This window comes from Bacillus sp. MHSD_36, assembly GCF_030757775.1.
GTDB lineage: Bacteria > Bacillota > Bacilli > Bacillales > Bacillaceae_G > Bacillus_A.
In genome coordinates, this window is the sequence record NZ_JAVBIS010000003.1 from 246,204 (window position 1) to 271,544 (window position 25,341).

The following is a 25,341-nucleotide window of genomic DNA, read 5'->3' on the forward strand; positions in this document are numbered from 1 at the left end:
AAAACTGCCGAGTTCGGCAGTTTTTTTATTTTACTACTTTTTCCATCATACTTTTCATTACATGTTCCCAAAGAGAAGTATCATCCGCTAATGTAGCACGGAAATTAGCGTACATTTCTTTTTGTTTCTCTTCGAATGTTGGATCTTCTTTTTCAGGTAATGTAGCGCGCATCGAAGTTACTAACTCTTGTACTTTTGGAGCACGTGGTCCCCAAACGGCTTGTTCGTTTCCATCTTTATCAATGAAAATAAAGATTGGAATCGCACGTGCTGTTCCATTTGTTAAATATTGATCCATTAATTCTAAGTTTTCATCGCGAATTAATAATGACATATCAATATTTGCAACTTCAGAAATTCGTTTCATAACAGGTACGCATAAAAGAGCATCACCACACCAATCAGCTGTTAATACGATAACACGCCAGCCGTCATTTTGACGTTCTTCTAATACAGGAAGTAATTCATTTGGAATTAAAAAATTATTGTAAATGTGAAGTAACTCGTATTGATTTACTTTCATTTCATTTACATATGTATCAAAGGACATACCTTTATCAGCCCATTGTTGTAAGTTCATAAGTAACACCTCTTTAGTATGATTTGCTTTCATTGTACCAATTTTTATATAGAAAAGCTTGTATTCTTACTCTTTCTTGTCACTTAATAATTTATTTAATAGGAAAAGGAATAGTACGACACATAATTCAGCTATGTTGGACAGTTGTACGCTCTCTATCCAATCGTCAGCGGTATGAATGACGAACCAATCTAGCGTAATTTCAATGATTGCGAAAAGGGTAATAGAAAGCCAATTTGGCATGTTTTGTGTCATTGGATATAGCAGTGCCTTGAAGAAACTGAAGATGAAAAATATAATATCGTCTAAGAAAGTAATTAATAAAAAAAATAGAAGTAAGGCAGTGCGCGACCTATACTCTACACCAGTAATATGAAAGATTCCTACATATACAAAAAATATAAATGCAAAAATTATAATGAGGAACAGAATAATAAAACCAATAATCAAAATTTTATCTTTTAGATTAAAATTAGAAAATTTGTCTTCTTCGCCCACTATTCTAACTCCTTTTTTTGGAAAATCAACTTCATTTTATCATGAAATGTCTATTAAAAAACTACGAATTATGGGAAAATAAGATGACAAAAAGTAAGATTTCATGTAAGATTATTAATAAGGTTTTTATTTAACTAAATGAAATAAAAGGAGCTGTCAAAGTTGTCTCAAAATCGAGAGCAATTAATGGAAGAACTATCGACAAATGTTTTTGCTATGTTCCGCACGTTGCGTAATGATATTGGAAAAATATTTGGTGGTTACATACCGTGGAATGAGTTCATCGTCCTTAGAATATTGAATCGCACGAATAAAGAAATGGTATCACGTGTAGCGAATGAGTTAAATGTGTCGAATAGTCATATTACAGCTGTTACAGAAAAATTAATTAATAAAGGTTTTGTAACTCGTTCACGTTCTACGTCAGATCGCCGAGTTGTATATTTAGAAATCACAGAACAAGGCAAAGATTTAGTTGCGAAAATGGAAGGCGCGAAAAAACAATATTTACAAGAAAGATTCTCTATGCTTTCAGAAGAAGAAATGAATATAATGATAGCTATTTCTAAAAAACTTATTTAATTCATTATAAGTAAGAAAACGCTTACGCAGTAAAGGAGAAGCCCTTCCTTATATGAGGAAGGGCTTCTTTCGTATGTAAAAGATTATAAAAAAGAAAATATGTAACATACTACTAGTAAAGGAAAGGGGGCAAAAATATGACAAATCGAAATGGTAGTAAAGGGAGCGGAAATCAAGGCTCACCGAGATCAGGGCAATTTCAGCAAGAGTTTAGTGCTGAATTTGAGACTGGTAATGATAACAAAGGAAAAGAATATCGTTCGAAAAAAGGAAGTAAATCAAAAAAGGAGTGAATCATTTCACTCCTTTTTTGATTTAAGATGCGGCAGATTGATCCGTATTATATTTTTCTTCTGATTTTGCGACAATCATTGCGCAAATTGCATCACCAGAAATATTTACAGCTGTTCTTGACATATCTAGAATGCGGTCAATACCGATAATTAAGGCAATACCTTCTACTGGTAGATTTACTTGATTTAAAACCATCGTCAGCATTACAAGCCCAACACCTGGTACACCAGCAGTACCGATACTTGCTAGTACAGCAGTTAATACGACTACAGCTAACTGGGAGATAGTAAGTTCAACGCCGTATACTTGAGCGATAAATACAGTTGCTACACCTTGCATAATGGCAGTACCGTCCATATTAATCGTTGCACCTAGTGGTTGTACAAAAGAGCTGATTGCTTTTGGAACTCCAAGCTTCTCTTGTGCGGTTTTCATTGCAAATGGAAGAGATGCATTAGAGCTAGATGTACTAAATCCAATCGCCATTACAGGTCCGAAATGTTTAAAGAAACGGACAATACTTTCTTTTGCTAATACCTTTAATAAGCCGCCATATACGAAGACACCGTGAATAATAAGTACTAGCATAACGACAATCATATACTTGAACATCGCAGCGACGCCTGCAAGACCCATTTTACCAACGGATGAAGCGAGCAAGCCAAATGTTCCGATTGGAGCCAATTTCATAACGAGATTAACGAGATACATCATTAATTCGTTGCCTTGTTCAAGTAATGAATGGATACCTTGAACTCGTTTTCCTAAAATAGCTATACCGAGTCCGATCAATACGGCGAAGGCAATAATTTGTAACATGTTTCCGTCAGCCATCGCTTTTGCTGGATTATCTGGTACGATATTTAGCAATGTATCAACGAAAGATGTTTCGGTTTTTGCCCCCTCATATTTAAGCCCTTCGGTTTTAAAGTTACCGCCAGATCCTGGTTTTATAATAAGTGCAAATGTAACAGCGATAGAGATGGCAACAGCTGTTGTTACGAGGAAGAATGAAATTGATTTTAAACCAATTCTTCCAAGTTGCTTCGGATCTCCAAGACCAGCAGCTCCAAGCACGATAGAAATAAATACGACAGGAACAACTAGCATTTTAATGAGTCGAATAAACAATTGACCAAGTGGATTGAATACATATTGATTTAATGGATCAAAAATGGATGGAGCAGCTAAATTTAAAGTAAGTCCGACAACTAAACCGAGAAATAATGCAATTAAGATTGCTTTTGTTTGTTTCAATAAAATCCCCCCTTATTTTTTGTAAAATAGCTTTCTGCATTAATTGTACCGAAAAAATACCTATTTTGACAATATTTTCTGAATATTTTGTATAAAAAATTATTTTAATGTAGAGAGGATTACATTTTGTATAAAAAAAACAAAATAGGTCATCACATTGGATGACCTAGGGAAGGGGACAATTTATGTCAATTTAATTAGGGATGGAAGTTGTTCAAGACACTGGGGAATGTCTTATAAATTAGGGAGGAACAACTTCGATACATATACTATAAAAGGTGAGTGTGACCTTGATGTGAACATAGAGTGAAAGAGAGAGGGAGTTTTAAATAGAAGATAGAGAGACAAAAAATAAGACCATCACATATGATGGCCTAAGGAAGGGGACAATTTATGTCAATTTAATTAGGGATGGAAGTTGTTCAAGACACTGGGGAATGTCTTATAAATTAGGGAGGAACAACTTCGATACATATACTATAAAAGGTGAGTGTGACCTTGATGTGAACATAGAGTGAAAGAGAGAGGGAGTTTTAAATAGAAGATAGAGAGACAAAAAATAAGACCATCACATATGATGGCCTAAGGAAGGGGACAATTTATGTCAATTTAATTAGGGATGGAAAGCTGTTCAAAGACACTGGGGAATGTCTTATAAATTAGGGAGGAACAGCTCCGATACATATACTATAAAAGATAGATGTGACCCCTATGTGAACATAGAGTGAAAGGTATGAGGATTTAAGAAATGATACATATAAAATGATTGTTGCGAGAGTTGTAGAGTAAGGATAAATATAATAGAAAGAGTCTTGTCATAAAATGAAGTGAAGTTCGTGTATAAATAAAAGTTGAAAACTATGAAAAAAAGGATTATGCTCAACTATATTATAAGAATATAAGGTTTATCCCGCTATTTAAGGTTTTTTATAAGCCTTTAGTTATGAGGGAAAAAGGGAGTTAGTGAATATGGAAGTAACAAAAAGACAAAGGCTGTATAATCGTTTTATACGATTAAATCCACCACAAATATTAGCATTAGGTTTTTTCTGCTTAATTGTGGTTGGCGGTTTGTTATTAAAGTTACCATTCGCAACGAAAGTACATATTAGTTGGGTAGATGCTTTCTTTACGGCAACGTCAGCAGCAACTGTAACAGGATTAGGAGTAGTAGATACCGCAAGTACATTTACGATGTTTGGCGAAATTGTAATTATGTTTTTAATTCAAACAGGTGGTCTAGGTCTTATGACGATAGCCATTTTAATTGTTTGGGTATTAGGTAAAAAAATCGGATTACGCCATCGCTTATTAATTGGGGAGGCATTTAATCAGACGAATATAGGTGGTCTCGTAAAATTAGTAAAACGTGTCTTTATATTTTCAATTTGTATTGAGTTGATTGGAATTATCTTTTTATCATTTCGCTTTATTCCAGAGTTTGGCTTTGGAAAAGGTGTATACTATAGTATTTTTCACGTAATCGCATCTTATAATAATGCCGGATTTGCACTATGGCCAGATAATTTAACGAGGTATGTAGGCGATCCTATTATTAATATTGGGATCTGCTCTTTAATCGTAATAGGTGGTCTCGGATTTACCGTATTAATTGATATATGGTATAGCCGGAGTTTTCGAAAACTATCGCTTCATTCCAAAATAATGATTGTTGGAACGGTAGCGCTAAATGTGATAGCGATGATCGTGATTTTTGTATTGGAATATAATAATGTGAAGACGTTAGGGAATTTACCTTTAAATGAAAAGTTATGGGCTTCTTTCTTCCAAGGTATTACTCCTCGTACTGCTGGATTTAATACAGTTGACTACGGGGGGATGGAAGAATCATCTATATTATTTACGATGGCTTTAATGTTTATTGGTGCAGGAAGTGTATCAACAGGTGGAGGGATTAAATTAACAACGTTTGTTATTTTAGTTACATCTGTCCTTTCTTTCTTTAGAAAGAAAGAGGAAATTGTATTATTTCAGCGCACAATAAAAATGTCGACAGTAACGAGAGCGTTAGCCATTGCCGTTGCCAGTCAAATCCTCATTTTTGCAGCAGTATTTGTGTTAATGCTTACAGAAAACTTTAGTTTTATTCAGTTACTATTTGAAACAATTTCAGCGTTTGGAACGGTAGGATTAACAATGGGGATTACTGCAAAGTTATCAGCGTTTGGAAAATGTATTATTATGTTTGTTATGTTTTGCGGATTAATTGGACCGTTAACACTTGTCTTTTCTTTAGCGCGACCAGCAAAACAAAAAATTAAGTATCCATCGGAAGATGTATTTACAGGATAAGGTATCCCGCGTAAGCGAGATACCTTTTTTTTCTTTTTAAAAAAGGGAGAACAATAATCCGATAAGTGCTACTCGGAATAAAATTGCAATGAGTGCTGCAATTCCGCCGACTATCGCAGCGATACCACCAGTTACAGTAGCTCCGCGATTATAAGCGTAAATACCTAGTAATACAGAAACAAGACCAAATAATGTTGGGAAGGTAAAGAGTGATAAGATAGATAAGGCAAGAGCGATAAAGCCAGCAGTTGATCCAGCGGCCGACGATCTCACATCATCTTTATGATCCTTCTCGTCGTAATCATAATCAATGCGCTGTGGTGCAACCTCAGCTGCATATTCTTCTTTATAGTCACTATAATCACTATCTATTCTATCTCTTTTTTTGTACTCATCAAATTTCTCAGTCAAAGTCATGACTCCTTTCATAACAAGGTTCAATAGTAGTATGTATCTCTTTTTCCTTTTTATCCGAGTATGTACAGGGAGTCATATCCATTTAAAAAGTGGAGATTGTTTTTTTGAAATAGTAAAAGTTAGTATGACTTCCTCTATTTTGGAAAGTATAAAAAAGAATAATGAGGAAAGGGTGCAATACATAATGGAACATCCAATTGAAAATTTAATGAAAACAGCAATGACAAATTTAAAAGAGATGGTAGATGTAAATACAATTGTTGGCAGCCCGGTTTCAACAGCTGACGGAAATGTAGTATTAACAGTATCTCAAGTAGCTTTCGGTTTTGGAGCTGGCGGAAGTGATTTTAAAGGTGATTTTATTTCCGAAAAACATAAGAACGGGCAAGGGCAACATAAAGAGCACAAACAAAGTCATCCATTTGGAGGCGGGAGCGGGGCTGGGGTTTCTATTAGCCCAGTTGCTTTTTTAGTAGTTGGTTCTAACGGTGTGCAAGTATTGCACCTCAATAGTAGTACACATTTAATTGAGAAGGCTTTAAATACTGTACCAAGCACTGTAGATAAATTTGTAAATAACCGTCAAAAGTGAACTTGCATTTTTTAGGAATTATGATATATTAGAACAAGTGTGCTTTAGGATGATCGGTATAAATGAACTGTAAATATATATGATGTGTGGAATAAGGGAGAGGAATTTATGATTAATATCAAAAACTTAGTAGTTGGCTTATGTATGTTAGTAAGCGGCTTTGTTGTATATGTAATAAAAGAAAAAGCTCCATTCTAAAACAGACAAACCGCTACTGTCTGTTTTTAATTTGTAAAAAATGTTGACAAGTTATTGTATTGATGTTAAAATTTCAATTCGTGTCTCGGTTACAGCTAGTGTAAAGTAAATAAATCTTATAAATATAATACGAAAAGTTTGCGAAAGATCGGGTAATCTTACCAACAACTTTTGTGAACAAACCCTATAAATTATAATTATAGGCTTTATAGGTATACTAGTGAATCAAGGAGCGGTCAGTGGAACCGTAATGATGAGAGAGAGGTAGGGCTTTCATCCAGTATATGTTACTTTCCCGTTAGGTGAATATAAAAAAGAGGACTCCTTTTCAAAAGGAGTCCTCTTTCTTTTTGTAAAATAAATTTAAATACGGCTCTCAACTTGCTGACAAATTTCATCCGTTGTTAAACCATGAGCTGTAATTACCGATCCTTTAATTGATGTATCTGCAATCCCCATCATATTGGAATCTTGCCCAGTTACCACACAACAATCGCAGCCTTGTGCATCCTGTTCAGAGTTAAGGGTAACAACTTCATATCCTTGTTGCTGAAGAGCTTGCTGAACATCTGTTAATGAGTTTTCAACACCGATTCTAGCCATAATTCTCACCTCCTACCATCTAGTTACTAGTATGCTCAAGTACATCGCATATATTTATGCAAAGATGGTAGGAAACATATATTTATCTGCTATTTACCGGTAGTTTGATTAAAGTCCGATTGGTGAAGGCTAATAATCAGTGGAGGATGAAGAAAACCCCGACTGATTAAAGTTTCACTTTATTCAGTCGTTATATACACCAGTAAGCATTTGGCTTACGAATTGATCGTTTAAAGTATCTTGTGCGGAAGAAGTATTTGAATGGATGTCGATTGAAGCAATAAAATTATTATGTTCTTTATGATTTGGTTCTACCTCTACATAATTATCGAATTTACAAAAACCTTTCGTATTCATTAGATCAAATAGTTGAAGCATTTCTACTACCTCTTGTCTCGTTCCTTTAATTTGTACACACGCCATATTGTTTTCCTCCTTCATTTTGACAAATTGTTTTTTAAAAATAGGATTATGATTCCGAAATGAAAAATATGAATGTTAATTTTAGACAGCGTTATTTTTATTATTTTCCTCCTTTTTCAGCAAAAGTCGTTATATATTCCCGAATTTATAAAAACGGACGTCCGTTTATTGAATACAATAGATTCGTATCAATTGATGAAAATCCTTCTTTTAAACAAATATTTTTTTAGTGGAAATTGGCGAAAAAAATTTTTGACTTTTTTGTAAACGTTAACAATGTTGTTAAATCAATATAATTAAAGATGTACGTACGAATAAAAATTATAAATTTTCTAAAAATTCACTTGATTTATTTAGAAAGGAGAGTAAACTAGGAAACAATAAAAAATTCATAGAACATAGGAGGCGCTTTCCAGTGAACGAGCAATGGATTTTCTTAAATGGAGAATTTGTTCCAAAAGACGAGGCAAAAGTATCAGTATATGATCATGGTTATTTATATGGAGATGGAGTATTTGAAGGAATTAGAGTCTATAGCGGTAATGTTTTCCGTTTGAGAGAGCATCTTGTCCGGTTATATGAATCAGCAAAATCCATCATGTTAGAAATTCCATATTCTTTAGATGAAGTAACGAATATTGTTGTTGAGACGATTCGACAAAATAAATTATCTAATGGATACATTCGCCTAGTTGTATCGAGAGGAGCAGGAAACCTTGGATTAGATCCTGATTCTTGTAACAAACCGAATGTAGTAGTAATTGCAGAGCAACTATCTTTATTCCCGCAAGAATATTATGAAAAAGGGATTCCAGTTGTAACAGTTGCAACGCGTCGAAACCGTCCAGATGTATTGTCGCCTCAAGTAAAATCTTTAAATTACTTAAACAATATTTTAGTTCGCATCGAAGCGAAATTGGCTGGAGTACAAGAAGCGCTTATGTTAAATGATCAAGGATACGTAGCTGAAGGCTCAGGAGATAATGTATTTATTGTAAAAGGAAATAAATTAATTACACCACCAAGTTCTGCTGGAGCGTTAGAAGGTATTACACGAAACGCTATTTTAGAAATTGGTGAAAAACTTGGATATGACGTTAGAGAAGAGTTATTTACAAGACATGACGTATATGTAGCTGATGAAGTATTTTTAACAGGAACAGCAGCTGAAGTAATTGCTGTTACGACAGTAGATGGTAGAACGATTGGTTTAGGGCAAACGGGTCCACATACGAATCGTTTATTAGAGGAATTCCGAAAGTTAGTTATAGAAGATGGAGAGAAAATTTACGAAGAAAATAAAGTTGGATAACAACTCTTTATAACATAAGAAAGCGTTGATAGGGAGGAGTAGTTGATTGTGAAGCCTCACAGAGAGTCGGTGGTTGCTGGAAACCGATGGTTCACGTCGACGAACATCGCCCTTGAGTGCTAAGCTGAAGCATTTGTCTAGGCTTAGACGGTAGCTCCGTTATTAGCTAGACTCATTTATGGGTCACTGAGGCAAGAGTATTCTTGCAAAGAAGGGTGGTACCGCGAAATCTTTCGTCCCTTCAGCACATAGCTGGAGTGTGGACGTAGGATTTTTTTTATTGATAAAAGTTTTTAAAAGGGGGCTTATAAGAACAATGTCTTCAAAAACGGAAGAGAAACTGGCAACTGGTGCACAGCTATTGTTAGAAGCGCTAGAAAAGGAAGGAGTAGAAGTGATTTTCGGTTATCCTGGTGGTGCTGTTTTACCTCTTTATGATGCACTCTATGACTGTGAAATTCCACATATTTTAACAAGGCATGAACAAGGTGCTATTCACGCTGCTGAAGGGTATGCCAGAATTACTGGCAATCCAGGGGTTGTCATTGCAACGAGTGGACCAGGTGCTACAAATGTGATTACGGGTCTAGCAGATGCGATGATTGATTCATTACCACTTGTAGTATTTACAGGGCAAGTAGCAACAACGTTAATTGGAAGTGATGCTTTTCAAGAAGCGGATATTATGGGGCTTACGATGCCTGTGACAAAACATAATTATCAAGTGCGAAAGGCTTCAGATTTACCTCGAATTATTAAAGAAGCATTTCATATTGCGAGAACAGGAAGACCAGGCCCAGTCGTTATTGACCTTCCGAAAGATATGGTGGTAGAGCAAGGCGAACGATGTAGTGATGTGCAAATGGATTTACCAGGATACAACCCTAATTATGAACCGAATCTACTTCAAATAAACAAATTATTACAAGCAATTAGTTTTGCAAGCAAGCCATTAATTTTAGCTGGAGCAGGTGTATTGCATGCGAAAGCTTCGAAAGAATTAACAAGTTTTGCTCGTAAATATGAAATTCCTGTTGTGCATACATTACTTGGTCTTGGTGGCTTTCCGCCAGATGATGAACTTTTTCTAGGCATGGGAGGGATGCATGGTTCTTACACAGCTAATATGGCGTTATATGAATGCGACTTACTCATTAATATAGGTGCGAGATTCGATGATCGTCTTACTGGAAATTTAGCTTATTTTGCGCAAGGGGCGACTGTCGCGCATATTGATATTGATCCAGCAGAAATCGGAAAAAATGTGCCGACTGAAATTCCTATTGTTGCAAGTGCTAAGCAAGCGCTCCAAGTATTACTTCAACCAGAAGGAAGGAAAGAAAATCATCATGAATGGATCTCCTTATTAAAGAGTAGAAAAGAAGAATATCCATTCTCTTATAAACGAAACTCTGAACGTATTAAGCCTCAATACGCAATTGATATGTTATATGAAATTACGAAGGGAGAAGCGATTGTAACAACAGATGTTGGGCAACATCAAATGTGGGCAGCCCAATATTATCCGCTGAAAAATCCAGATAAATGGGTAACTTCAGGAGGATTAGGGACGATGGGGTTCGGATTTCCAGCAGCAATTGGTGCGCAAATTGCAAAGCCTGAAGAACTAGTTATTGCAATTGTCGGTGACGCTGGATTTCAAATGACTCTGCAAGAATTAAGTGTGTTAAAAGAACACTCTTTACCTGTTAAAGTATTTATTTTAAATAATGAAGCTTTAGGAATGGTAAGACAATGGCAAGATGAATTTTATAACAAAAGATATTCGCACTCTTTACTATCGTGTCAACCAGATTTCGTCGCTCTTGCGAATGCGTATGGCATAAAAGGAGTTCGCATAGATGATCCATTTCTTGCAAAGAAACAATTACAGCAGGCGATTGAATTACAAGAACCGGTCGTAATTGATTGCCGTGTACTTCAATCAGAAAAGGTAATGCCGATGGTTGCGCCAGGGAAAGGTGTTCACCAAATGGAGGGAGTGGAAAAAAGGTGAAGAGAATTGTTACAGCAACAGTTCGAAATCAAAGTGGTGTGTTAAACCGAATTACAGGTGTTATGACACGAAGACATTTTAATATTGAAAGTATTTCAGTAGGTCATACGGAATCGTCGGACATATCGCGTATGACGATTGTTGTACACGTTGAAAATGAACAGCAAGTTGAGCAGTTAATTAAACAACTCCATAAGCAAATTGATGTTTTGAAAGTATCAGATATTACAGAAGAAGCGATGATCGCAAGAGAACTTGCACTTATTAAAGTAGCAACTTCAGTAGCGAGGGCGGAATTATATAGTTTAATTGAACCGTTTCGAGCCGCTGTAATAGATGTTGGGAAGGATTCCATAGTGGTACAGGTAACAGGTACGCAGGAGAAAGTAGAAGCGTTAATTGAATTGCTTCGTCCATACGGTTTGAAAGAAATTGCAAGAACAGGGGTAACAGCCTTTACGCGTAGTATGAAAAAACAAGATAAGCAAGTTATGTTAATTCAATAATCATTTAAATATAGGGGGAAATGAAAATGGCTAAAGTTTATTATGAGAAAGATGTAACGGTAAATGTATTAAAGGAAAAGAAAGTAGCAATCATTGGATATGGCTCGCAAGGTCATGCACATGCGCAAAATTTACGTGATAACGGATTTGATGTAGTAGTAGGGCTGAGAAAAGGGAAGTCTTGGGATAAAGCGAAAGAAGATGGATTTTCTGTATATACAGTAGCAGAAGCAGCAAAGCAGGCTGATGTAGTAATGATTTTGCTACCGGATGAACTGCAACCAGAAGTATATGAAGCGGAAATTGCGCCAAATTTACAGGCAGGAAATTCTCTCGTTTTTGCACACGGATTTAATGTTCACTTTGATCAAGTGAAACCACCAGCGAATGTAGATGTATTTCTAGTAGCGCCAAAAGGTCCAGGACATCTTGTACGCCGTACATTTGTTGAAGGCGGAGCTGTTCCTGCATTATTTGCAGTATACCAAGATGCAACAGGAGTTGCGACTGAAAAGGCACTTTCTTATGCTGATGGAATTGGAGCGACGAGAGCTGGTGTATTAGAAACGACATTTAAAGAAGAAACGGAAACAGATTTATTTGGAGAGCAAGCTGTACTTTGCGGCGGAGTAACTGCGCTGGTGAAAGCTGGATTTGAAACGTTAGTTGATGCCGGATATCAGCCGGAACTTGCATATTTTGAATGTTTACATGAACTGAAACTTATTGTTGACCTTATGTATGAAGGTGGACTTGAAAATATGAGATATTCAGTTTCAGATACAGCGCAGTGGGGCGACTTCGTATCAGGACCACGCGTTGTAACGGAAGATACGAAGAAGGCGATGGGAGCAGTGCTAGCAGAAATTCAAGATGGTACATTTGCAAGAGGTTGGATTGCAGAGCATAAAGCAGGAAGACCGAATTTCCATGCGACAAATGAGAAAGAGAATGAACACGAAATCGAAGTAGTTGGACGTAAATTACGTGAAATGATGCCTTTCGTACAGCCGCGAGTAAAGGTAGGGATGAAATAATATGAAGCAGATTTTGTTCATGGATACGACGCTACGTGATGGCGAACAATCACCAGGAGTGAATTTAAATGAACAAGAGAAATTGCAAATTGCAAGGCAATTAGAGAGACTAGGGATTCATGTTATGGAAGCTGGCTTTGCAGCAGCTTCCGAAGGGGATTTTCAATCGGTAAAACGTATCGCGAATACAATTCAAAATGCTACAGTTATGAGTTTAGCTAGAGCAAAAGAAAGCGACATTCGACGAGCATATGAAGCTGTGAAAGGTGCGGTATCTCCTCGTTTACACGTATTTTTAGCTACGAGTGATATTCATATGAAATATAAACTTTGTATGTCAAAAGAGGATGTGTTAGATAGTATTCATCGTTCTGTTACACTTGGAAAATCATTATTTCCAACAGTACAATTTTCAGCAGAAGATGCGACAAGAACAGCAAGAGATTTTTTAGCTGAGGCAGTAGAAGTTGCGATTCGTGCAGGAGCGAATGTAATTAATATTCCAGATACAGTTGGATATACGAATCCAGAAGAATATTATTCTCTTTTTAAGTACTTACAAGAATCCGTTCCTTCATATGAAAAAGCAATTTTCTCTTGTCATTGTCACGATGATCTTGGGATGGCTGTAGCAAATTCGCTAGCTGCAGTTGAAGGGGGAGCATTGCAAGTAGAGGGAACAATTAATGGAATTGGTGAAAGAGCAGGGAATGCGGCATTAGAAGAAGTCGCAGTTGCTCTTCATATTAGAAAAGATTTCTATCAAGCAGAGCCTTCTATGACGCTAAAAGAAATTAAAGCGACAAGTACATTAGTAAGCAGATTAACAGGTATGGTTGTACCGAAAAATAAAGCGATCGTTGGAGCGAATGCATTTGCTCATGAATCAGGAATTCATCAAGATGGTGTATTAAAAGAAGTGACAACATATGAAATTATTGAACCAGCGCTAGTAGGTGAATCTCAAAACCTATTTGTACTTGGGAAACATTCTGGACGTCATGCGTTTACAGAAAAAATGAAAGAGCTTGGTTATGAATTTACAACGGAAGAACGAGATGCGGTGTTTGAAGCGTTTAAAAAATTAGCTGATCGTAAGAAGGAAATTACTGAGGAAGATTTACGAGCACTTATGCTTGGTGAAGCGGCATTTGCGGCTCAGCAATATAACATTACGCAATTGCAAGTACATTTCGTATCAAATAGTACACAATGCGCGACAGTTGTACTAAAAGATGAGGAAGGAAATGTATTCGAAGATGCAGCTACTGGCTCTGGTAGTATTGAAGCGATTTATAATGCAATTCAAAGAATTTTAGGATTAGAATGTGAATTGGCAGATTATCGCATACAATCTATTACACAAGGTCAAGATGCACTGGCTCATGTTCATGTTGAATTAAAAGAAGGAACACATCAAGTATCAGGTTTTGGTGTTGCGCAAGACGTATTGGAAGCGTCGGCAAGAGCATATGTCCACGCAGCGGGGAAATTGAAATCTTTTATCCAGCTTGTGAAATAAGTGTTTGATAGGTGAGAGGAGTTATTCTCGCCTATCAAATCAAAGTTCTGAAAATTCAATTAAAAGGAGTGTTGAAATTGGAAAAACGTATTGTTTGTTTAGCTGGTGACGGTGTTGGCCCGGAAGTTATGGAAAGTGCGAAGGAAGTATTGCATATGGTAGAGAGGTTATATGGGCATCATTTTCATTTACAAGATGAGTACTTCGGCGGGAGTGCTATTGATTTAAATGGGCAACCATTACCACAACGAACGCTTGCCGCCTGTTTAGCAAGTGATGCGGTTTTACTAGGAGCAGTTGGTGGACCAAGGTGGGATAGTGCGAAAGAAAGGCCAGAGAAAGGATTATTAGCTCTAAGAAAAGGACTTGGTGTATTTGCGAACGTTCGTCCTGTAACGGTAGAAAGTGCAACGGCACATTTATCGCCATTAAAAAAGGCTGACGAAATTGATTTCGTTGTCGTTCGTGAATTAACAGGGGGAATTTATTTTTCTTATCCGAAAGAACGAACGGACGAAGTAGCAACAGATACCCTTACGTATCATCGCCATGAAATTGAACGTATCGTTTCTTATGCTTTTCAATTAGCGAGTAAGCGGAAGAAGAAAGTAACATCTATTGATAAGGCGAATGTTTTAGAATCTAGTAAACTATGGAGAACTGTGACAGAAGAAGTAGCACTTCGTTATCCAGACGTTGAACTAGAACATATTTTAGTAGATGCCGCTGCTATGGAGTTAATTCGAAATCCAGGACGATTTGATGTAATTGTAACGGAAAATTTATTTGGAGATATTTTAAGTGACGAGGCTTCCGTATTAGCTGGATCATTAGGAATGCTTCCGTCAGCAAGTCATGCGGAAAAGGGACCTTCATTATACGAGCCTATTCACGGATCAGCGCCGGATATTGCCGGGAAAAATAAGGCGAATCCAATTGCCATGATGCGCTCTGTTGCCATGATGCTTGGGCAATCGTTCGGATTGACGAGAGAAGGGTGTGCAATTGAAGAAGCAATTTCTGCAGTCCTTACATTAGGGAAATGTACAGCAGATATCGGGGGGACTGAAACGACAACTTCATTTACGAAGGCAGTTATGCAAGAAATGGAAGAACAAGCATTGGTAGGGAGAGGAAGATAATGGGGAAAAGGTTGCTAGATAAACTTTGGGAAAGACACGTAGTTACGACAAACGAAAATGGATTGGATTTATTATATATCGATCTGCATCTTGTTCACGAAGTAACGTCACCGCAAGCCTTTGAAGGCTTGCGGCTTACAAATCGAACGGTTCGCAGACCAGATTTAACATTCGCAACGATGGATCATAATATCCCAACGAAAGATGTTTGGAATATTACCGATCGCATTGCGAAGCAGCAACTAGACACGCTTCGGGAAAATTGTAAACAATTTCAGGTGCCATTAGCGGATATTGGAGATGAAGAGCAAGGGATTGTTCATGTTATCGGACCAGAGCTAGGGCTCACGCAGCCAGGGAAAACAATTGTTTGTGGTGATAGTCATACAGCAACGCATGGTGCGTTTGGCGCGCTAGCATTTGGCATTGGTACGAGTGAAGTGGAACATGTATTGGCAACGCAAACGTTGTGGCAAAGAAAACCGAAAGCGATGGGCATTGAATTAAAAGGAAAATTACAGAAAGGTGTTTACGCAAAAGATATTATTTTGCATCTCCTTTCAAAGTACGGAGTAGCAGTTGGAACTGGATACGTAATGGAATTTTACGGAGAGACCATTGGGGCTATGGAGATGGAAGAGAGAATGACGCTTTGTAATATGGCAATTGAAGGAGGCGCAAAAGCGGGTATTATCGCGCCAGATGAAAAAACCTTTGCTTACGTAAAAGGGCGTAAATATGCACCGAAAGACTATGAAACTTTCGAGGAGAAATGGTCTGAACTTTATACAGATGCAGATGCAATGTATGACTTACATATTTCAATTGATGTTACGGATTTAGCACCGTACGTTACGTGGGGAACCAATCCGAGTATGGGTGTTCGTATTGATGAAAAGTTACCGGAAAAGCATGATGCAAATGACGAAAGAGCATTTTCTTATATGGGATTAAGCCCTGGGCAAAGTATGTATGACATTCCAGTTCAGCATGTTTTCATTGGATCATGTACGAATTCTAGACTTTCTGACTTAGAAATTGCTGCATCTGTTGTGAAAGGGAGAAAGGTAAAAGAAGGTGTGCGAGCGCTCGTTGTGCCTGGATCAAAAAGAGTAAGAGAAGCTGCAATGAAAAAAGGACTACATCACATATTTGAAGAAGCTGGGTTTGAATGGAGAGAACCTGGATGTTCCATGTGTCTTGGAATGAATCCAGATCAAGTACCTGAAGGAGAACATTGTGCTTCAACTTCAAATCGTAATTTTGAAGGAAGACAAGGAAAAGGAGCACGAACACATTTAGTTAGCCCAGCAATGGCGGCAGCAGCTGCGTTATATGGTCATTTTGTTGATACTAGAAAGGAGAGTTATGATGGAGCCGTTTCGTATTCATAAAGGTACCGTGGCAGTACTGATGAATGATAACATTGATACAGATCAAATTATTCCGAAGCAATATTTAAAGAGAATTGAAAGGACGGGATTTGGAAAATATTTATTTGATGAGTGGCGTTATGATAATAACCGTCATGAAAATCCTAATTTTTCGCTTAATGCACAAGATAGAAAAGGGGCAAGTATATTAATTACAGGAGATAATTTTGGTTGCGGTTCTTCAAGAGAACATGCACCTTGGGCACTTGCTGATTATGGTTTCCGTGCTATTATCGCTGGAGGGTTTGCAGATATTTTTTATATGAATTGTATGAAAAATGGTATGTTACCAATTGTAATGGATAAAGAAATGCGTGAACAACTTTCCCAAACGGATGCGAGAGAGCAAATAGAAGTAGATTTAGAGAATGAAGTCATTACAACAAGTACACACAGGTTTCATTTTACAATCGAAAAAATGTGGAAAGAGAAATTACTAAATGGTTTAGATGAAATTAGTATTACAATGCAGTATGAACAAGAAATAAAAGAGTATGAAAGAAGGGCAGCTGTATATTAAGAGATAACGGAATATTTAAAATGTATTTACATTCAGAATTATGTGTTATATACTATGTAAAAATTAGAGGAGAAAGGGAGTAAGTATAATGAAAACAATGCAATCTATTAAAATGCTTACACAACTACATCATCATACGTAAAGCCCTTGAACCTAACGTGAAAACGTGTAGGTGCAAGGGTTATTCCCGTTGTACCTACACGCTATTAAAGAGCCTTGTAGGTATATTTTATCTACAAGGCTCTTTTTATTTTCGGTTTAGGTGCATGAAATAAGCATACATTAGAAAGGGAAAGGTGTGAGAATTTAGATGACAAAATGGAAACGGGCAAACCCAAATGGAACGAGAGATTATTTATTCGAAGAATGTACGTTAATTGAAGAAGTGGAGCAAAAATTAAGGCGTACTTTTTTAGAGAGAGGTTATGAAGAAATAAGGACACCAACAATTGAATTTTATGATGTGTTCGCCTTTCAAAATAGACCGATAGATGAAGAAAAGATGTATAAATTTTTTGATGAAAAGGGGCGGATTATCGTATTGCGTCCAGATATGACAATTCCTTTAGCGAGAGTGGTGGGAACGCAGAGGTGTGATACGCCACTTAAAGTGACGTATAGCGGAAATGTATTTCGAGCGAATGAGTCTCTTACTGGAAAATATAATGAGATTGTACAAAGTGGTATTGAAGTTATCGGTATTGATAATGTAAGAGCTGAAATTGAATGTGTTATAAGCGTCATTCAATCACTTCAAAAGTTGAAGGTGCAATCTTTTACAATAGAGATTGGGCAAGTACAGTTATATAAATGTATTGTCAAAAAGCTCTCCATTCATGAGGAAGAAGAGAAAGTTCTTAGAACATATATTGAAAGTAAAAATTATGCCGCTCTATCAAATTTTATTAGAGAAAAGAAATTAGAGCGATGTGATGAAACAGTAAGGTTACTGGAGAAATTACCAAGGTTATTTGGGAATTTAGAAGTGATTGAGGAAGCAGAAAAACTCGCATCAAGTAATGAAATGAAAATGGCCATCGCAAGAGTGAAAGAAATATATGAAGCAATTGACAAGCTAGGCTATGGATCGTACATATCAATTGATTTAGGTATGATTCAACATTTGGATTATTATACAGGTGTTATTTTCAAAGGGTATATATATGAAATTGGAGAAGAAATTGTTAGTGGTGGAAGATATGATGAGTTAATTGGAAATTTTGGAGAAATGTTGCCGGCTGTTGGACTCGCGGTGCAAGTTAATCAAATTGTGAAGGCGCTGCAGGAGCAGCAAGAACCGTATGAACGAAAGAGAATAGATATTATGATTCATTATGAGTTAAATAGATTAGCAGAAGCGGAACGGTTACGAAATTTACTTCAAAAGGACGGGAAAAAAGTAGAGATATCTTTATGTTCTAATTTAAATGACACCTTTCAATTTGCAAGAAAAAATCAAATAGTAACGGTCGTTGAGGCAAAGAACGAATCGTTAGTGGAATATGTATGGAACGAGAAATGGATAGTCCAGAAAGAAGGAGAAACTTCATGCGTAACATTCAAATTGCGTTAACGAAAGGAAGGTTAGAAAAACATGTGATTCCACTCTTTGAGCAGATTGGAATCGATTGTTCAGAGCTTAAAAATAAAGGACGAAAGCTTGTCTTTCAAAGTAAAAATACAGATATCTCATTTATTTTGGTGAAAGCAGTAGATGTTGCTACTTATGTAGAACATGGAGTAGCGGATATCGGGGTCGTTGGAAAAGACATTTTAATGGAAAACGAAAAAGATATTTATGAAATGTTGGATTTAGGAGTAGGTGTGTGTAAGTTTTGTGTTGCTTCTATTCCTACTTATAATCCGAAGAGCTACCGGAAGAAACGTATTGCGACGAAATATCCACATATTACTTCTAACTATTTTCATGATAAAGGAGAGGATGTAGAAATCATAAAAATAGAAGGGTCTGTAGAAATCGCTCCTATTCTTGGATTGGTAGATGCGATTGTTGATATTGTTGAAACAGGAAAAACATTACAAGAAAATGGACTCATTGTATTTGAGGAAATGTATTCTATATCTGCTCGAATGATTGTGAATAAGGCTGCATTAAAAACTAAAAAAGACGAAATATTCAGTATTATAAATATGATGGAGCAAGAAATTTTGTCAGGAAAATAGGGGGACTTGTAATGGAGATCGTTTTTGAAGATTTTCAAAAGGCGTTATCGAAAATAAAATTGCTACGAGAAAACGCTAATATAATAGAAGAAACTGTTCAAAGAAATGTAAGCGAAATCGTTCGAAATGTAAGGGAGAGTAGGGATGAGGCCCTATCTTTTTATACAAAAAAGTTTGATGGTGTAAAGATGAAAGAGTTTCGTGTAAGTGAAGAAGAAATAAAACGAGCGAGTATGTTTGTAGAAAATTCATTTTTAGAAGCGTTACAAGAGGCGAAGAAAAACATTATTTCGTATCACGAAAAGCAAAAAAGGCAATCTATATTCGATTGCGAGAGTAAAGGTATCGTTAGAGGACAAATCATTCGGCCGTTAGAAAATGTAGGAGTATATGTGCCAGGCGGAACGGCTTCGTATCCTTCGTCAGTATTAATGAATGTATTGCCAGCAAAACTCGCTGGTGTGCAAAAGATTGTAATGGTAACACCGCCGAGAGAAGGAGGAATTGATCCACATATTTTAGTTGCTGCAAGTCTTGCAGGGGTAGATGAAATTTATACGATAGGTGGTGCGCAAGCAATTGCAGCTTTAGCATACGGAACGGAATCGATTCCGAAAGTGGATAAAATAGTTGGACCTGGAAATTTGTACGTCGCTCTAGCAAAACGAGAAGTATATGGAATAGTAAATATCGATATGATTGCCGGACCATCAGAAATTGTAGTTATCGCTGATGAAACCGGTAATGCAAAATATATCGCTGCTGATTTATTATCACAAGCAGAACATGACGAGAGAGCGACAGCAATTTGTATTACAACGAATATAGAGTTAGCAAAAAAAGTAGAAAAAGAGATAGAAAGACAGTTAGAAACATTACCGAGAAGCGAAATTGCACGTGAATCGATAAATAGAAATGGAGCTATTTGTATCGTTCCTTCTTTAGATGAGGCGCTCCAATTATCGAATGAAATTGCCCCGGAACATTTAGAGTTACATATAAAAGAACCGATGAATGCTTTAGCTTATGTGAAACACGCAGGATCTATCTTTCTTGGACCATATGCACCGGAACCGCTCGGTGATTATGTAGCAGGGCCGAATCACGTGTTACCGACAAGTGGAACGGCAAGGTTTTTCTCACCGTTATCAGTCGATGATTTCGTGAAAAAATCAAGCTTTTTGTCTTATACGGAGGAAGCATTAAGAGATGTCCAACATCATATTGTAGAGCTTGCCAATAAAGAAGGATTACATGCGCATGCGAGAGCAATTCAAATAAGATTTGAGGAGGAAGTATAATGCGTGAGTCTAGTCAAATACGTGAGACGACAGAGACAAAAATAAAATTAAGTTTACAGCTTGATGATGGGAAGAACGTTTCTGTACGAACGGGAGTTGGTTTTTTTGATCATATGTTAACTTTATTTGCAAGGCATGGAAGATTCGGTTTGCAAGTGGAGGCAGAAGGGGATGTATTCGTTGATGCGCATCATACAGTTGAGGATGTTGGGATTGTACTCGGAAATTGTTTGAAAGAAGCATTGCACAGTAAAGAGGGGATTAACAGATACGGCTCAGCATATGTACCGATGGATGAGTCTTTAGGCTTTGTCGCAATTGATATAAGTGGACGCTCATATATTGTATTTCAAGGAGAATTAACGAATCCGAAGCTTGGGGATTTTGATACAGAACTAACGGAAGAATTTTTTAGAGCAGTTGCTCATGCTGCCAATATTACATTACATGCTCGTATTTTATACGGAAGTAATACACATCACAAAATTGAAGCGTTATTTAAAGCGTTTGGTAGAGCGCTTAGAGAAGCAGTCGAAAGAAATGCCAACATTACTGGTGTAAATTCAACGAAAGGGATGTTGTAATTGATTGCCATTATAGATTATGGAATGGGAAATATTCGTAGTGTAGAACAAGCATTAAAGTATATTGGAGCAGCGTACATTGTAACGAGTGATAAAGAAGAGATTTTTAGAAGTGATGGAGTGATTTTACCAGGAGTAGGTGCATTTCCAAAAGCGATGGATGTATTGGAAGAAAAAGATTTAGTGCGTGTGTTACAAGAAATCGGGCGTTCAAGAAAACCACTTCTAGGTATTTGCCTAGGAATGCAGCTTTTATTTGAAAAAAGTGAGGAACTACAAGACTGTAACGGGCTAAGTTTATTGCCAGGCGTTATTCGAAAGTTAAAGGTTCCTTATAAAATTCCTCATATGGGATGGAATGAGTTAAAGAAGGAAGGAGAAATAGCGCTTTGGAATGGAGTAGAGGACGGTTCTTTCGTATATTATGTCCACTCTTATTACGCAGATTGTCCAAATGAAATTGTGTATGGAATAAGTGATTATGGAGTGAAAGTACCTGGTTTTGTAGCAAAAGGAAGTATATATGGCGCACAGTTTCATCCTGAAAAAAGTGGTGACATAGGAATGAAAATGTTGAAAAATTTTAAAGGAGTGGTAGAATCATGGAAATCTTCCCAGCTATCGATTTGAAAAAGGGACGATGCGTTAGACTGTATCAAGGAGAATTTAGTAAAGAAACAGTAATGAATGAAGATCCGGTTGCACAAGCGATTATATTTGAAACATTTGGAGCGAAACGGTTGCACATTGTTGATTTAGATGGTGCAGTTGCTGGTGAGTCGTTAAATTTGTCCGTCATTGAAAGAATTTGCAAGGCAGTACGTATTCCAGTGCAAGTTGGAGGAGGAATTCGATCACTTGTAGCCGTAGAGAAGTTATTTTCAGTAGGGGTAGATAAAGTGATTTTAGGAACAGCTGCTCTTTATGATAAGCCATTTTTAGAAGAAGCAGTTTTTCTATATAAAGAAAAAATCATCGTCGGAATTGATGCGAAAAATGGTTTCGTAGCAACGAGAGGCTGGCTTGATGTATCTGAAATTTCTTACATTGATTTAGCAAAACAAATGGAGAATGTAGGTGTTCAAACGATTGTATTTACAGACATTTCGAAAGACGGGACACTTGCAGGACCGAATATAGAACAATTGGAGTTACTACAAAAAAGCGTTTCTACTCGACTTATTGCTTCTGGAGGAGTTGCATCTATTCAAGATGTGAAAAAGTTAAATGATATGAACATATACGGCGTCATAATTGGTAAGGCTCTTTACGAGAAAACGATAGATTTAGAAGAAGTGCTAGAGGTAACAAAGTTATGTTAGCAAAACGCATTATTCCATGTCTAGATGTGAAAGAAGGGCGAGTCGTAAAGGGTGTCAATTTTATAGGATTACAAGATGTCGGGGATCCTGTTGAAATAGCAGCTTTATATAATGATGCGGGAGCAGATGAAATAGTATTTTTAGATATTACAGCAACTCATGAAGGACGAAAAACGATTATAGATGTTGTAGAAAAAACGGCTTCAAAAGTATTTATTCCTCTTACAGTTGGCGGAGGAATTTCAAGTGTGAAAGATATGTACAATTTACTAAGAGCTGGAGCAGATAAAGTTTCAATTAACTCAGCAGCAGTGCGAAATCCTAAATTAATTGAAGAAGGGGCAGAGCATTTTGGCTCACAATGTATTGTTGTAGCAATTGATGCTAGAAAAGTAGCGGAGGGTAAGTGGAATGTATATGTGAACGGCGGAAGAGTTGATACGGGAATGGATGCAATCAGGTGGGCAAAGCGTGTTACAGAGCTAGGCGCAGGCGAAATTTTATTAACGAGTATGGATGCAGACGGAACGAAAAACGGATATGACCTTCGTTTAACAGAAGAAATTTCAAAAAGTGTTTCCGTACCTGTCATCGCGTCAGGCGGGTGCGGTCATGCTGATCACATTATAGAAGTGTTTCAAAAGACAACAGTTGATGCAGCATTAGCGGCATCAATCTTTCATTACGGTGAGGCGACAATAGGGGACGTAAAGAGAAAGTTAAGAAATGCAAATGTTGAGGTGCGGCTATGAAACCTAACTTTTCAAAAGGACTATTACCAGCAGTTGTAATTGAAGAAGATACAAAAGAAGTTTTAATGCTAGCTTATATGAATGAAGAGGCATATGAAAAAACAATAGAAACGAAAAGAACATGGTTTTATTCTCGTTCAAGAAGGTCGTTATGGAATAAAGGAGAAACATCAGGTAATGTCCAACATGTGCAATCTCTTTATTTAGATTGTGATCAAGATTCAATCGTTGTTGTCGTAAAGCAAGTGGGACCTGCATGTCATACGGGAGAAAAAACATGTTTTCATTACAAAATTATATAGGGGGATACATATGAAAAACGCCTTTACATTATTATTTGAAACAATTGAAGAACGAAAGAGAAATCCACTTTCTGAATCATATACAAATTACTTGTTTTCAAAAGGAGAAGATAAAATTTTAAAGAAAATTGGTGAGGAATGTACGGAAGTAATTATTGCATCCAAAAATAATGATAACGAAGAGCTAGTGAAAGAAATGGTTGATGTAATGTATCACTGCTTCGTGTTATTAGCCGAAAAAAATATATCATTAGAAGATATTATGGAGGAAGTGAAAGAAAGAAATGGGAAGCTTTCGAGAGTAGGGGACAGAAGAGAAATAGATACATTATAGGGGGAGTATGTATGAAGGTGGATTATCACATTCATTTAGAAGAAGGGCCATATTCAATAGGATGGCTAGCTAAAATAAATGAATCATTACAACATTATGAACCGCTAAAAGAAGAAAAACATTCTATGGAATGGCTTGTGAAAACACAAGAACGCCTGCAAAGACGTGTGAATGAAGGGCCATTTACAACGAAATGGATTAATTTATATTTAGAAGCAGCTTTGCGAAACGGGATAAAAGAAGTTGGTATTGTCGATCATTTATACCGTTTTTATGAAGCGAAAGAATACTATGAAAAATATGTTGATATTAGTGATTCGGGGCTTGGACGTTTACAAAAGGAATGGTTAGACCAAGTAAGGGTAGCTTCACTACATGATTTTACAAAGGCAATTGAAGAGGCGAAAGAACGGTGGAGTAAAAGAGGTGTTACGCTTAAACTTGGAATTGAAGCAGATTATTTTATTGGTGGTGAACAACAATTACAATCTTTACTTGCATTAGGAGATTTTGATTATGTAATTGGTTCTGTTCATTTTTTAAATGGCTGGGGATTTGATAATCCAGATACGAAAGAATATTTTAAGGAACATGACTTATATGCTTTATATGATACGTTTTTCAAAACGGTTGAGTGCGCAGTTCGTTCTGAGTTATTTGATATTATTGCTCATCTTGACAACATAAAAGTATTTAATTATCGGTTAGATGAGAATGAACAAATTTCTTATTATAAGAAAATTGCGCGTGCATTAGTAGAAACAAATACAGCAACGGAAATAAATGCGGGATTGTACTATCGCTATCCTGTGCGCGAGATGTGCCCGAGTCCACTATATTTACAAGTATTAGCTAAGCATGGAGTCCCGATTACACTTTCCTCAGATGCTCATTATCCGCATGATTTAGGAAAATATGTGGAAGAGAATATAAAGACGTTACGAAATCATGATATTTCGCATTTAGCTACATTTACGAAACGAGTAAGAACGATGAAATTGCTGGAAGGAGAAGTTACAATCTTAAAATGATCACGATTTTTTGATGAAAACCCACCTTTTTGTTCAAAATAAGAAAGAATAAAAAGGAGGGTAAAGAAATGGCGAAACAACAAAATAAACAAAATGTACAAGGTGCACAGCAACAAGCGTATACTTCTGAAACGAATGCTACATCTCAATCCGTTATTGAGGAACAAATTAGTGATACAGTTGCAGAAGGAACGATTGATGTGAAGCTTGGAAAACAATCGCAAGAAAAAGCATAAGAAGAGGGGGAGATTTGCATCTCCTCTTTTTTGTGGAAAATTGTCGATT

Annotated in this window: 30 protein-coding genes and 1 other annotated feature; of the genes, 24 read left to right on the top strand and 6 right to left on the bottom strand. The window is 36.8% G+C overall.

Annotation, left to right across the window (positions count from 1 at the left end; translation table 11 throughout):
- Positions 1-25 precede the first annotated feature (25 nt).
- The gene (locus tag Q9B79_RS14390; RefSeq protein WP_306185267.1) at positions 26-613 is read right to left on the bottom strand and encodes a thioredoxin family protein; all 588 of its coding nucleotides are present in this window, start codon (positions 611-613) and stop codon (positions 26-28) included.
- Between the two features lie 33 nt (positions 614-646).
- Entirely contained in the window at positions 647-1,078 is a 432-nt protein-coding gene (locus Q9B79_RS14395) for a YrvL family regulatory protein (protein WP_306185269.1), read from the bottom strand.
- A gap of 162 nt (positions 1,079-1,240) precedes the next feature.
- Between Q9B79_RS14395 and Q9B79_RS14400 the strand changes: the two genes are divergently transcribed.
- Together Q9B79_RS14400 and Q9B79_RS14405 are read left to right on the top strand one after the other, a co-directional pair.
- Entirely contained in the window at positions 1,241-1,660 is a 420-nt protein-coding gene (locus Q9B79_RS14400; RefSeq protein ID WP_306185271.1) for a MarR family winged helix-turn-helix transcriptional regulator, read from the top strand.
- A gap of 137 nt (positions 1,661-1,797) precedes the next feature.
- Positions 1,798-1,953 (top strand): hypothetical protein, encoded by a 156-nt coding sequence (locus Q9B79_RS14405; protein WP_000184934.1) that lies wholly within the window; start codon positions 1,798-1,800, stop codon positions 1,951-1,953.
- 22 nt (positions 1,954-1,975) lie between these two features.
- On the opposite strand, the gene Q9B79_RS14410 is transcribed toward Q9B79_RS14405, so the two are convergent.
- The gene (locus Q9B79_RS14410) at positions 1,976-3,211 is read right to left on the bottom strand and encodes a dicarboxylate/amino acid:cation symporter (RefSeq protein ID WP_000814800.1); all 1,236 of its coding nucleotides are present in this window, start codon (positions 3,209-3,211) and stop codon (positions 1,976-1,978) included.
- Positions 3,212-4,180: 969 nt separating this feature from the next.
- Here Q9B79_RS14410 and Q9B79_RS14415 point away from each other — a divergent pair.
- Complete coding sequence (locus Q9B79_RS14415) at positions 4,181-5,524, top strand: TrkH family potassium uptake protein (RefSeq protein ID WP_306185273.1); 1,344 nt, start codon at positions 4,181-4,183, stop codon at positions 5,522-5,524.
- 36 nt (positions 5,525-5,560) lie between these two features.
- Here Q9B79_RS14415 and Q9B79_RS14420 read toward each other — a convergent pair whose 3' ends face one another.
- Positions 5,561-5,953: an imidazole glycerol phosphate synthase gene (locus Q9B79_RS14420; protein WP_002020776.1), complete on the bottom strand. Its 393-nt coding sequence runs from the start codon at positions 5,951-5,953 to the stop codon at positions 5,561-5,563.
- Between the two features lie 112 nt (positions 5,954-6,065).
- On the opposite strand from Q9B79_RS14420, the gene ytfJ reads away from it, so the two are divergent.
- Both ytfJ and Q9B79_RS14430 read left to right on the top strand, forming a co-directional pair.
- Positions 6,066-6,533 carry a GerW family sporulation protein gene (gene ytfJ / locus Q9B79_RS14425; RefSeq protein WP_002071000.1) on the top strand — a complete coding sequence of 156 codons (468 nt, stop codon included), beginning with the start codon at positions 6,066-6,068 and terminating at the stop codon, positions 6,531-6,533.
- Between the two features lie 108 nt (positions 6,534-6,641).
- Positions 6,642-6,731 carry a hypothetical protein gene (locus Q9B79_RS14430; RefSeq protein ID WP_000608225.1) on the top strand — a complete coding sequence of 30 codons (90 nt, stop codon included), beginning with the start codon at positions 6,642-6,644 and terminating at the stop codon, positions 6,729-6,731.
- 363 nt (positions 6,732-7,094) lie between these two features.
- Here Q9B79_RS14430 and Q9B79_RS14435 read toward each other — a convergent pair whose 3' ends face one another.
- Together Q9B79_RS14435 and Q9B79_RS14440 are read right to left on the bottom strand one after the other, a co-directional pair.
- Entirely contained in the window at positions 7,095-7,334 is a 240-nt protein-coding gene (locus tag Q9B79_RS14435; RefSeq protein ID WP_120449730.1) for a YkuS family protein, read from the bottom strand.
- 183 nt (positions 7,335-7,517) lie between these two features.
- Entirely contained in the window at positions 7,518-7,757 is a 240-nt protein-coding gene (locus Q9B79_RS14440; protein ID WP_306185277.1) for a DUF3911 family protein, read from the bottom strand.
- A 415-nt stretch (positions 7,758-8,172) separates the two neighbouring features.
- Between Q9B79_RS14440 and ilvE the strand changes: the two genes are divergently transcribed.
- The 19 genes from ilvE to Q9B79_RS14535 all read left to right on the top strand — a co-directional run bounded on the left by ilvE (position 8,173) and on the right by Q9B79_RS14535 (position 25,292).
- Positions 8,173-9,069 carry a branched-chain-amino-acid transaminase gene (gene ilvE, locus Q9B79_RS14445; RefSeq protein ID WP_306185279.1) on the top strand — a complete coding sequence of 299 codons (897 nt, stop codon included), beginning with the start codon at positions 8,173-8,175 and terminating at the stop codon, positions 9,067-9,069.
- Between the two features lie 16 nt (positions 9,070-9,085).
- Positions 9,086-9,313: a binding site (T-box leader), on the top strand.
- A gap of 72 nt (positions 9,314-9,385) precedes the next feature.
- On the top strand, positions 9,386-11,086 hold the full coding sequence (ilvB, locus tag Q9B79_RS14450; RefSeq protein WP_306185281.1) for an acetolactate synthase large subunit: 1,701 nt from the start codon (positions 9,386-9,388) through the stop codon (positions 11,084-11,086).
- A complete protein-coding gene (ilvN, locus tag Q9B79_RS14455) occupies positions 11,083-11,592 on the top strand; it encodes an acetolactate synthase small subunit (RefSeq protein ID WP_000822948.1) in 510 nt (169 codons plus the stop codon). Before ilvB ends, ilvN begins: the two co-directional genes overlap by 4 nt.
- Before the next feature lie 26 nt (positions 11,593-11,618).
- Positions 11,619-12,629: a ketol-acid reductoisomerase gene (gene ilvC / locus Q9B79_RS14460; protein WP_306185283.1), complete on the top strand. Its 1,011-nt coding sequence runs from the start codon at positions 11,619-11,621 to the stop codon at positions 12,627-12,629.
- A gap of 1 nt (position 12,630) precedes the next feature.
- Entirely contained in the window at positions 12,631-14,151 is a 1,521-nt protein-coding gene (leuA, locus tag Q9B79_RS14465; protein ID WP_070805577.1) for a 2-isopropylmalate synthase, read from the top strand.
- A gap of 77 nt (positions 14,152-14,228) precedes the next feature.
- Positions 14,229-15,293 carry a 3-isopropylmalate dehydrogenase gene (gene leuB / locus Q9B79_RS14470; RefSeq protein WP_306185288.1) on the top strand — a complete coding sequence of 355 codons (1,065 nt, stop codon included), beginning with the start codon at positions 14,229-14,231 and terminating at the stop codon, positions 15,291-15,293.
- On the top strand, positions 15,293-16,687 hold the full coding sequence (gene leuC, locus Q9B79_RS14475) for a 3-isopropylmalate dehydratase large subunit (RefSeq protein WP_306185290.1): 1,395 nt from the start codon (positions 15,293-15,295) through the stop codon (positions 16,685-16,687). Before leuB ends, leuC begins: the two co-directional genes overlap by 1 nt.
- Positions 16,665-17,246 carry a 3-isopropylmalate dehydratase small subunit gene (gene leuD, locus Q9B79_RS14480; RefSeq protein ID WP_306185292.1) on the top strand — a complete coding sequence of 194 codons (582 nt, stop codon included), beginning with the start codon at positions 16,665-16,667 and terminating at the stop codon, positions 17,244-17,246. The genes leuC and leuD overlap by 23 nt, the downstream gene beginning before the upstream one ends.
- Before the next feature lie 310 nt (positions 17,247-17,556).
- On the top strand, positions 17,557-18,819 hold the full coding sequence (hisZ, locus tag Q9B79_RS14485; protein WP_306185295.1) for an ATP phosphoribosyltransferase regulatory subunit: 1,263 nt from the start codon (positions 17,557-17,559) through the stop codon (positions 18,817-18,819).
- Positions 18,795-19,430, top strand: coding sequence for an ATP phosphoribosyltransferase (gene hisG / locus Q9B79_RS14490; protein ID WP_001244478.1), 636 nt, complete (start codon positions 18,795-18,797; stop codon positions 19,428-19,430). Before hisZ ends, hisG begins: the two co-directional genes overlap by 25 nt.
- Positions 19,431-19,441: 11 nt before the next feature.
- A complete protein-coding gene (gene hisD, locus Q9B79_RS14495; protein WP_306185298.1) occupies positions 19,442-20,731 on the top strand; it encodes a histidinol dehydrogenase in 1,290 nt (429 codons plus the stop codon).
- On the top strand, positions 20,731-21,315 hold the full coding sequence (gene hisB, locus Q9B79_RS14500) for an imidazoleglycerol-phosphate dehydratase HisB (protein WP_001209290.1): 585 nt from the start codon (positions 20,731-20,733) through the stop codon (positions 21,313-21,315). Before hisD ends, hisB begins: the two co-directional genes overlap by 1 nt.
- Positions 21,316-21,945 (top strand): imidazole glycerol phosphate synthase subunit HisH, encoded by a 630-nt coding sequence (gene hisH, locus Q9B79_RS14505; protein WP_306185301.1) that lies wholly within the window; start codon positions 21,316-21,318, stop codon positions 21,943-21,945.
- Positions 21,918-22,637 carry a 1-(5-phosphoribosyl)-5-[(5-phosphoribosylamino)methylideneamino]imidazole-4-carboxamide isomerase gene (hisA, locus tag Q9B79_RS14510; protein WP_306185304.1) on the top strand — a complete coding sequence of 240 codons (720 nt, stop codon included), beginning with the start codon at positions 21,918-21,920 and terminating at the stop codon, positions 22,635-22,637. Before hisH ends, hisA begins: the two co-directional genes overlap by 28 nt.
- Positions 22,631-23,389, top strand: coding sequence for an imidazoleglycerol phosphate synthase cyclase subunit (gene hisF / locus Q9B79_RS14515; protein ID WP_306185306.1), 759 nt, complete (start codon positions 22,631-22,633; stop codon positions 23,387-23,389). Before hisA ends, hisF begins: the two co-directional genes overlap by 7 nt.
- Positions 23,386-23,691, top strand: coding sequence for a phosphoribosyl-AMP cyclohydrolase (gene hisI / locus Q9B79_RS14520; RefSeq protein ID WP_000803969.1), 306 nt, complete (start codon positions 23,386-23,388; stop codon positions 23,689-23,691). The genes hisF and hisI overlap by 4 nt, the downstream gene beginning before the upstream one ends.
- 10 nt (positions 23,692-23,701) lie before the next feature.
- On the top strand, positions 23,702-24,025 hold the full coding sequence (gene hisE, locus Q9B79_RS14525) for a phosphoribosyl-ATP diphosphatase (RefSeq protein WP_306185307.1): 324 nt from the start codon (positions 23,702-23,704) through the stop codon (positions 24,023-24,025).
- 11 nt (positions 24,026-24,036) lie between these two features.
- Positions 24,037-25,056 carry a histidinol phosphate phosphatase domain-containing protein gene (locus Q9B79_RS14530; RefSeq protein ID WP_306185308.1) on the top strand — a complete coding sequence of 340 codons (1,020 nt, stop codon included), beginning with the start codon at positions 24,037-24,039 and terminating at the stop codon, positions 25,054-25,056.
- 68 nt (positions 25,057-25,124) lie between these two features.
- Positions 25,125-25,292 (top strand): YozQ family protein, encoded by a 168-nt coding sequence (locus Q9B79_RS14535; protein WP_087985505.1) that lies wholly within the window; start codon positions 25,125-25,127, stop codon positions 25,290-25,292.
- Positions 25,293-25,341 lie beyond the last annotated feature (49 nt).

Coding starts and splice junctions, on each gene's coding strand:
- hisZ (WP_306185295.1), top strand. CDS start 17,557: ATGACAAAATGGAAACGGGCAAACCCAAATGGAACGAGAGATTATTTA.
- ytfJ (WP_002071000.1), top strand. CDS start 6,066: ATGACTTCCTCTATTTTGGAAAGTATAAAAAAGAATAATGAGGAAAGG.
- Q9B79_RS14530 (WP_306185308.1), top strand. CDS start 24,037: ATGAAGGTGGATTATCACATTCATTTAGAAGAAGGGCCATATTCAATA.
- Q9B79_RS14415 (WP_306185273.1), top strand. CDS start 4,181: ATGGAAGTAACAAAAAGACAAAGGCTGTATAATCGTTTTATACGATTA.
- hisD (WP_306185298.1), top strand. CDS start 19,442: ATGGAGATCGTTTTTGAAGATTTTCAAAAGGCGTTATCGAAAATAAAA.
- hisB (WP_001209290.1), top strand. CDS start 20,731: ATGCGTGAGTCTAGTCAAATACGTGAGACGACAGAGACAAAAATAAAA.
- ilvB (WP_306185281.1), top strand. CDS start 9,386: ATGTCTTCAAAAACGGAAGAGAAACTGGCAACTGGTGCACAGCTATTG.
- hisE (WP_306185307.1), top strand. CDS start 23,702: ATGAAAAACGCCTTTACATTATTATTTGAAACAATTGAAGAACGAAAG.
- leuC (WP_306185290.1), top strand. CDS start 15,293: ATGGGGAAAAGGTTGCTAGATAAACTTTGGGAAAGACACGTAGTTACG.
- Q9B79_RS14435 (WP_120449730.1), bottom strand. CDS start 7,334: ATGGCTAGAATCGGTGTTGAAAACTCATTAACAGATGTTCAGCAAGCT.
- ilvC (WP_306185283.1), top strand. CDS start 11,619: ATGGCTAAAGTTTATTATGAGAAAGATGTAACGGTAAATGTATTAAAG.
- Q9B79_RS14535 (WP_087985505.1), top strand. CDS start 25,125: ATGGCGAAACAACAAAATAAACAAAATGTACAAGGTGCACAGCAACAA.
- leuD (WP_306185292.1), top strand. CDS start 16,665: ATGGAGCCGTTTCGTATTCATAAAGGTACCGTGGCAGTACTGATGAAT.
- leuA (WP_070805577.1), top strand. CDS start 12,631: ATGAAGCAGATTTTGTTCATGGATACGACGCTACGTGATGGCGAACAA.
- Q9B79_RS14440 (WP_306185277.1), bottom strand. CDS start 7,757: ATGGCGTGTGTACAAATTAAAGGAACGAGACAAGAGGTAGTAGAAATG.
- Q9B79_RS14390 (WP_306185267.1), bottom strand. CDS start 613: ATGAAAGCAAATCATACTAAAGAGGTGTTACTTATGAACTTACAACAA.
- hisF (WP_306185306.1), top strand. CDS start 22,631: ATGTTAGCAAAACGCATTATTCCATGTCTAGATGTGAAAGAAGGGCGA.
- Q9B79_RS14420 (WP_002020776.1), bottom strand. CDS start 5,953: ATGAAAGGAGTCATGACTTTGACTGAGAAATTTGATGAGTACAAAAAA.
- Q9B79_RS14430 (WP_000608225.1), top strand. CDS start 6,642: ATGATTAATATCAAAAACTTAGTAGTTGGCTTATGTATGTTAGTAAGC.
- Q9B79_RS14405 (WP_000184934.1), top strand. CDS start 1,798: ATGACAAATCGAAATGGTAGTAAAGGGAGCGGAAATCAAGGCTCACCG.
- hisA (WP_306185304.1), top strand. CDS start 21,918: ATGGAAATCTTCCCAGCTATCGATTTGAAAAAGGGACGATGCGTTAGA.
- hisG (WP_001244478.1), top strand. CDS start 18,795: ATGCGTAACATTCAAATTGCGTTAACGAAAGGAAGGTTAGAAAAACAT.
- hisI (WP_000803969.1), top strand. CDS start 23,386: ATGAAACCTAACTTTTCAAAAGGACTATTACCAGCAGTTGTAATTGAA.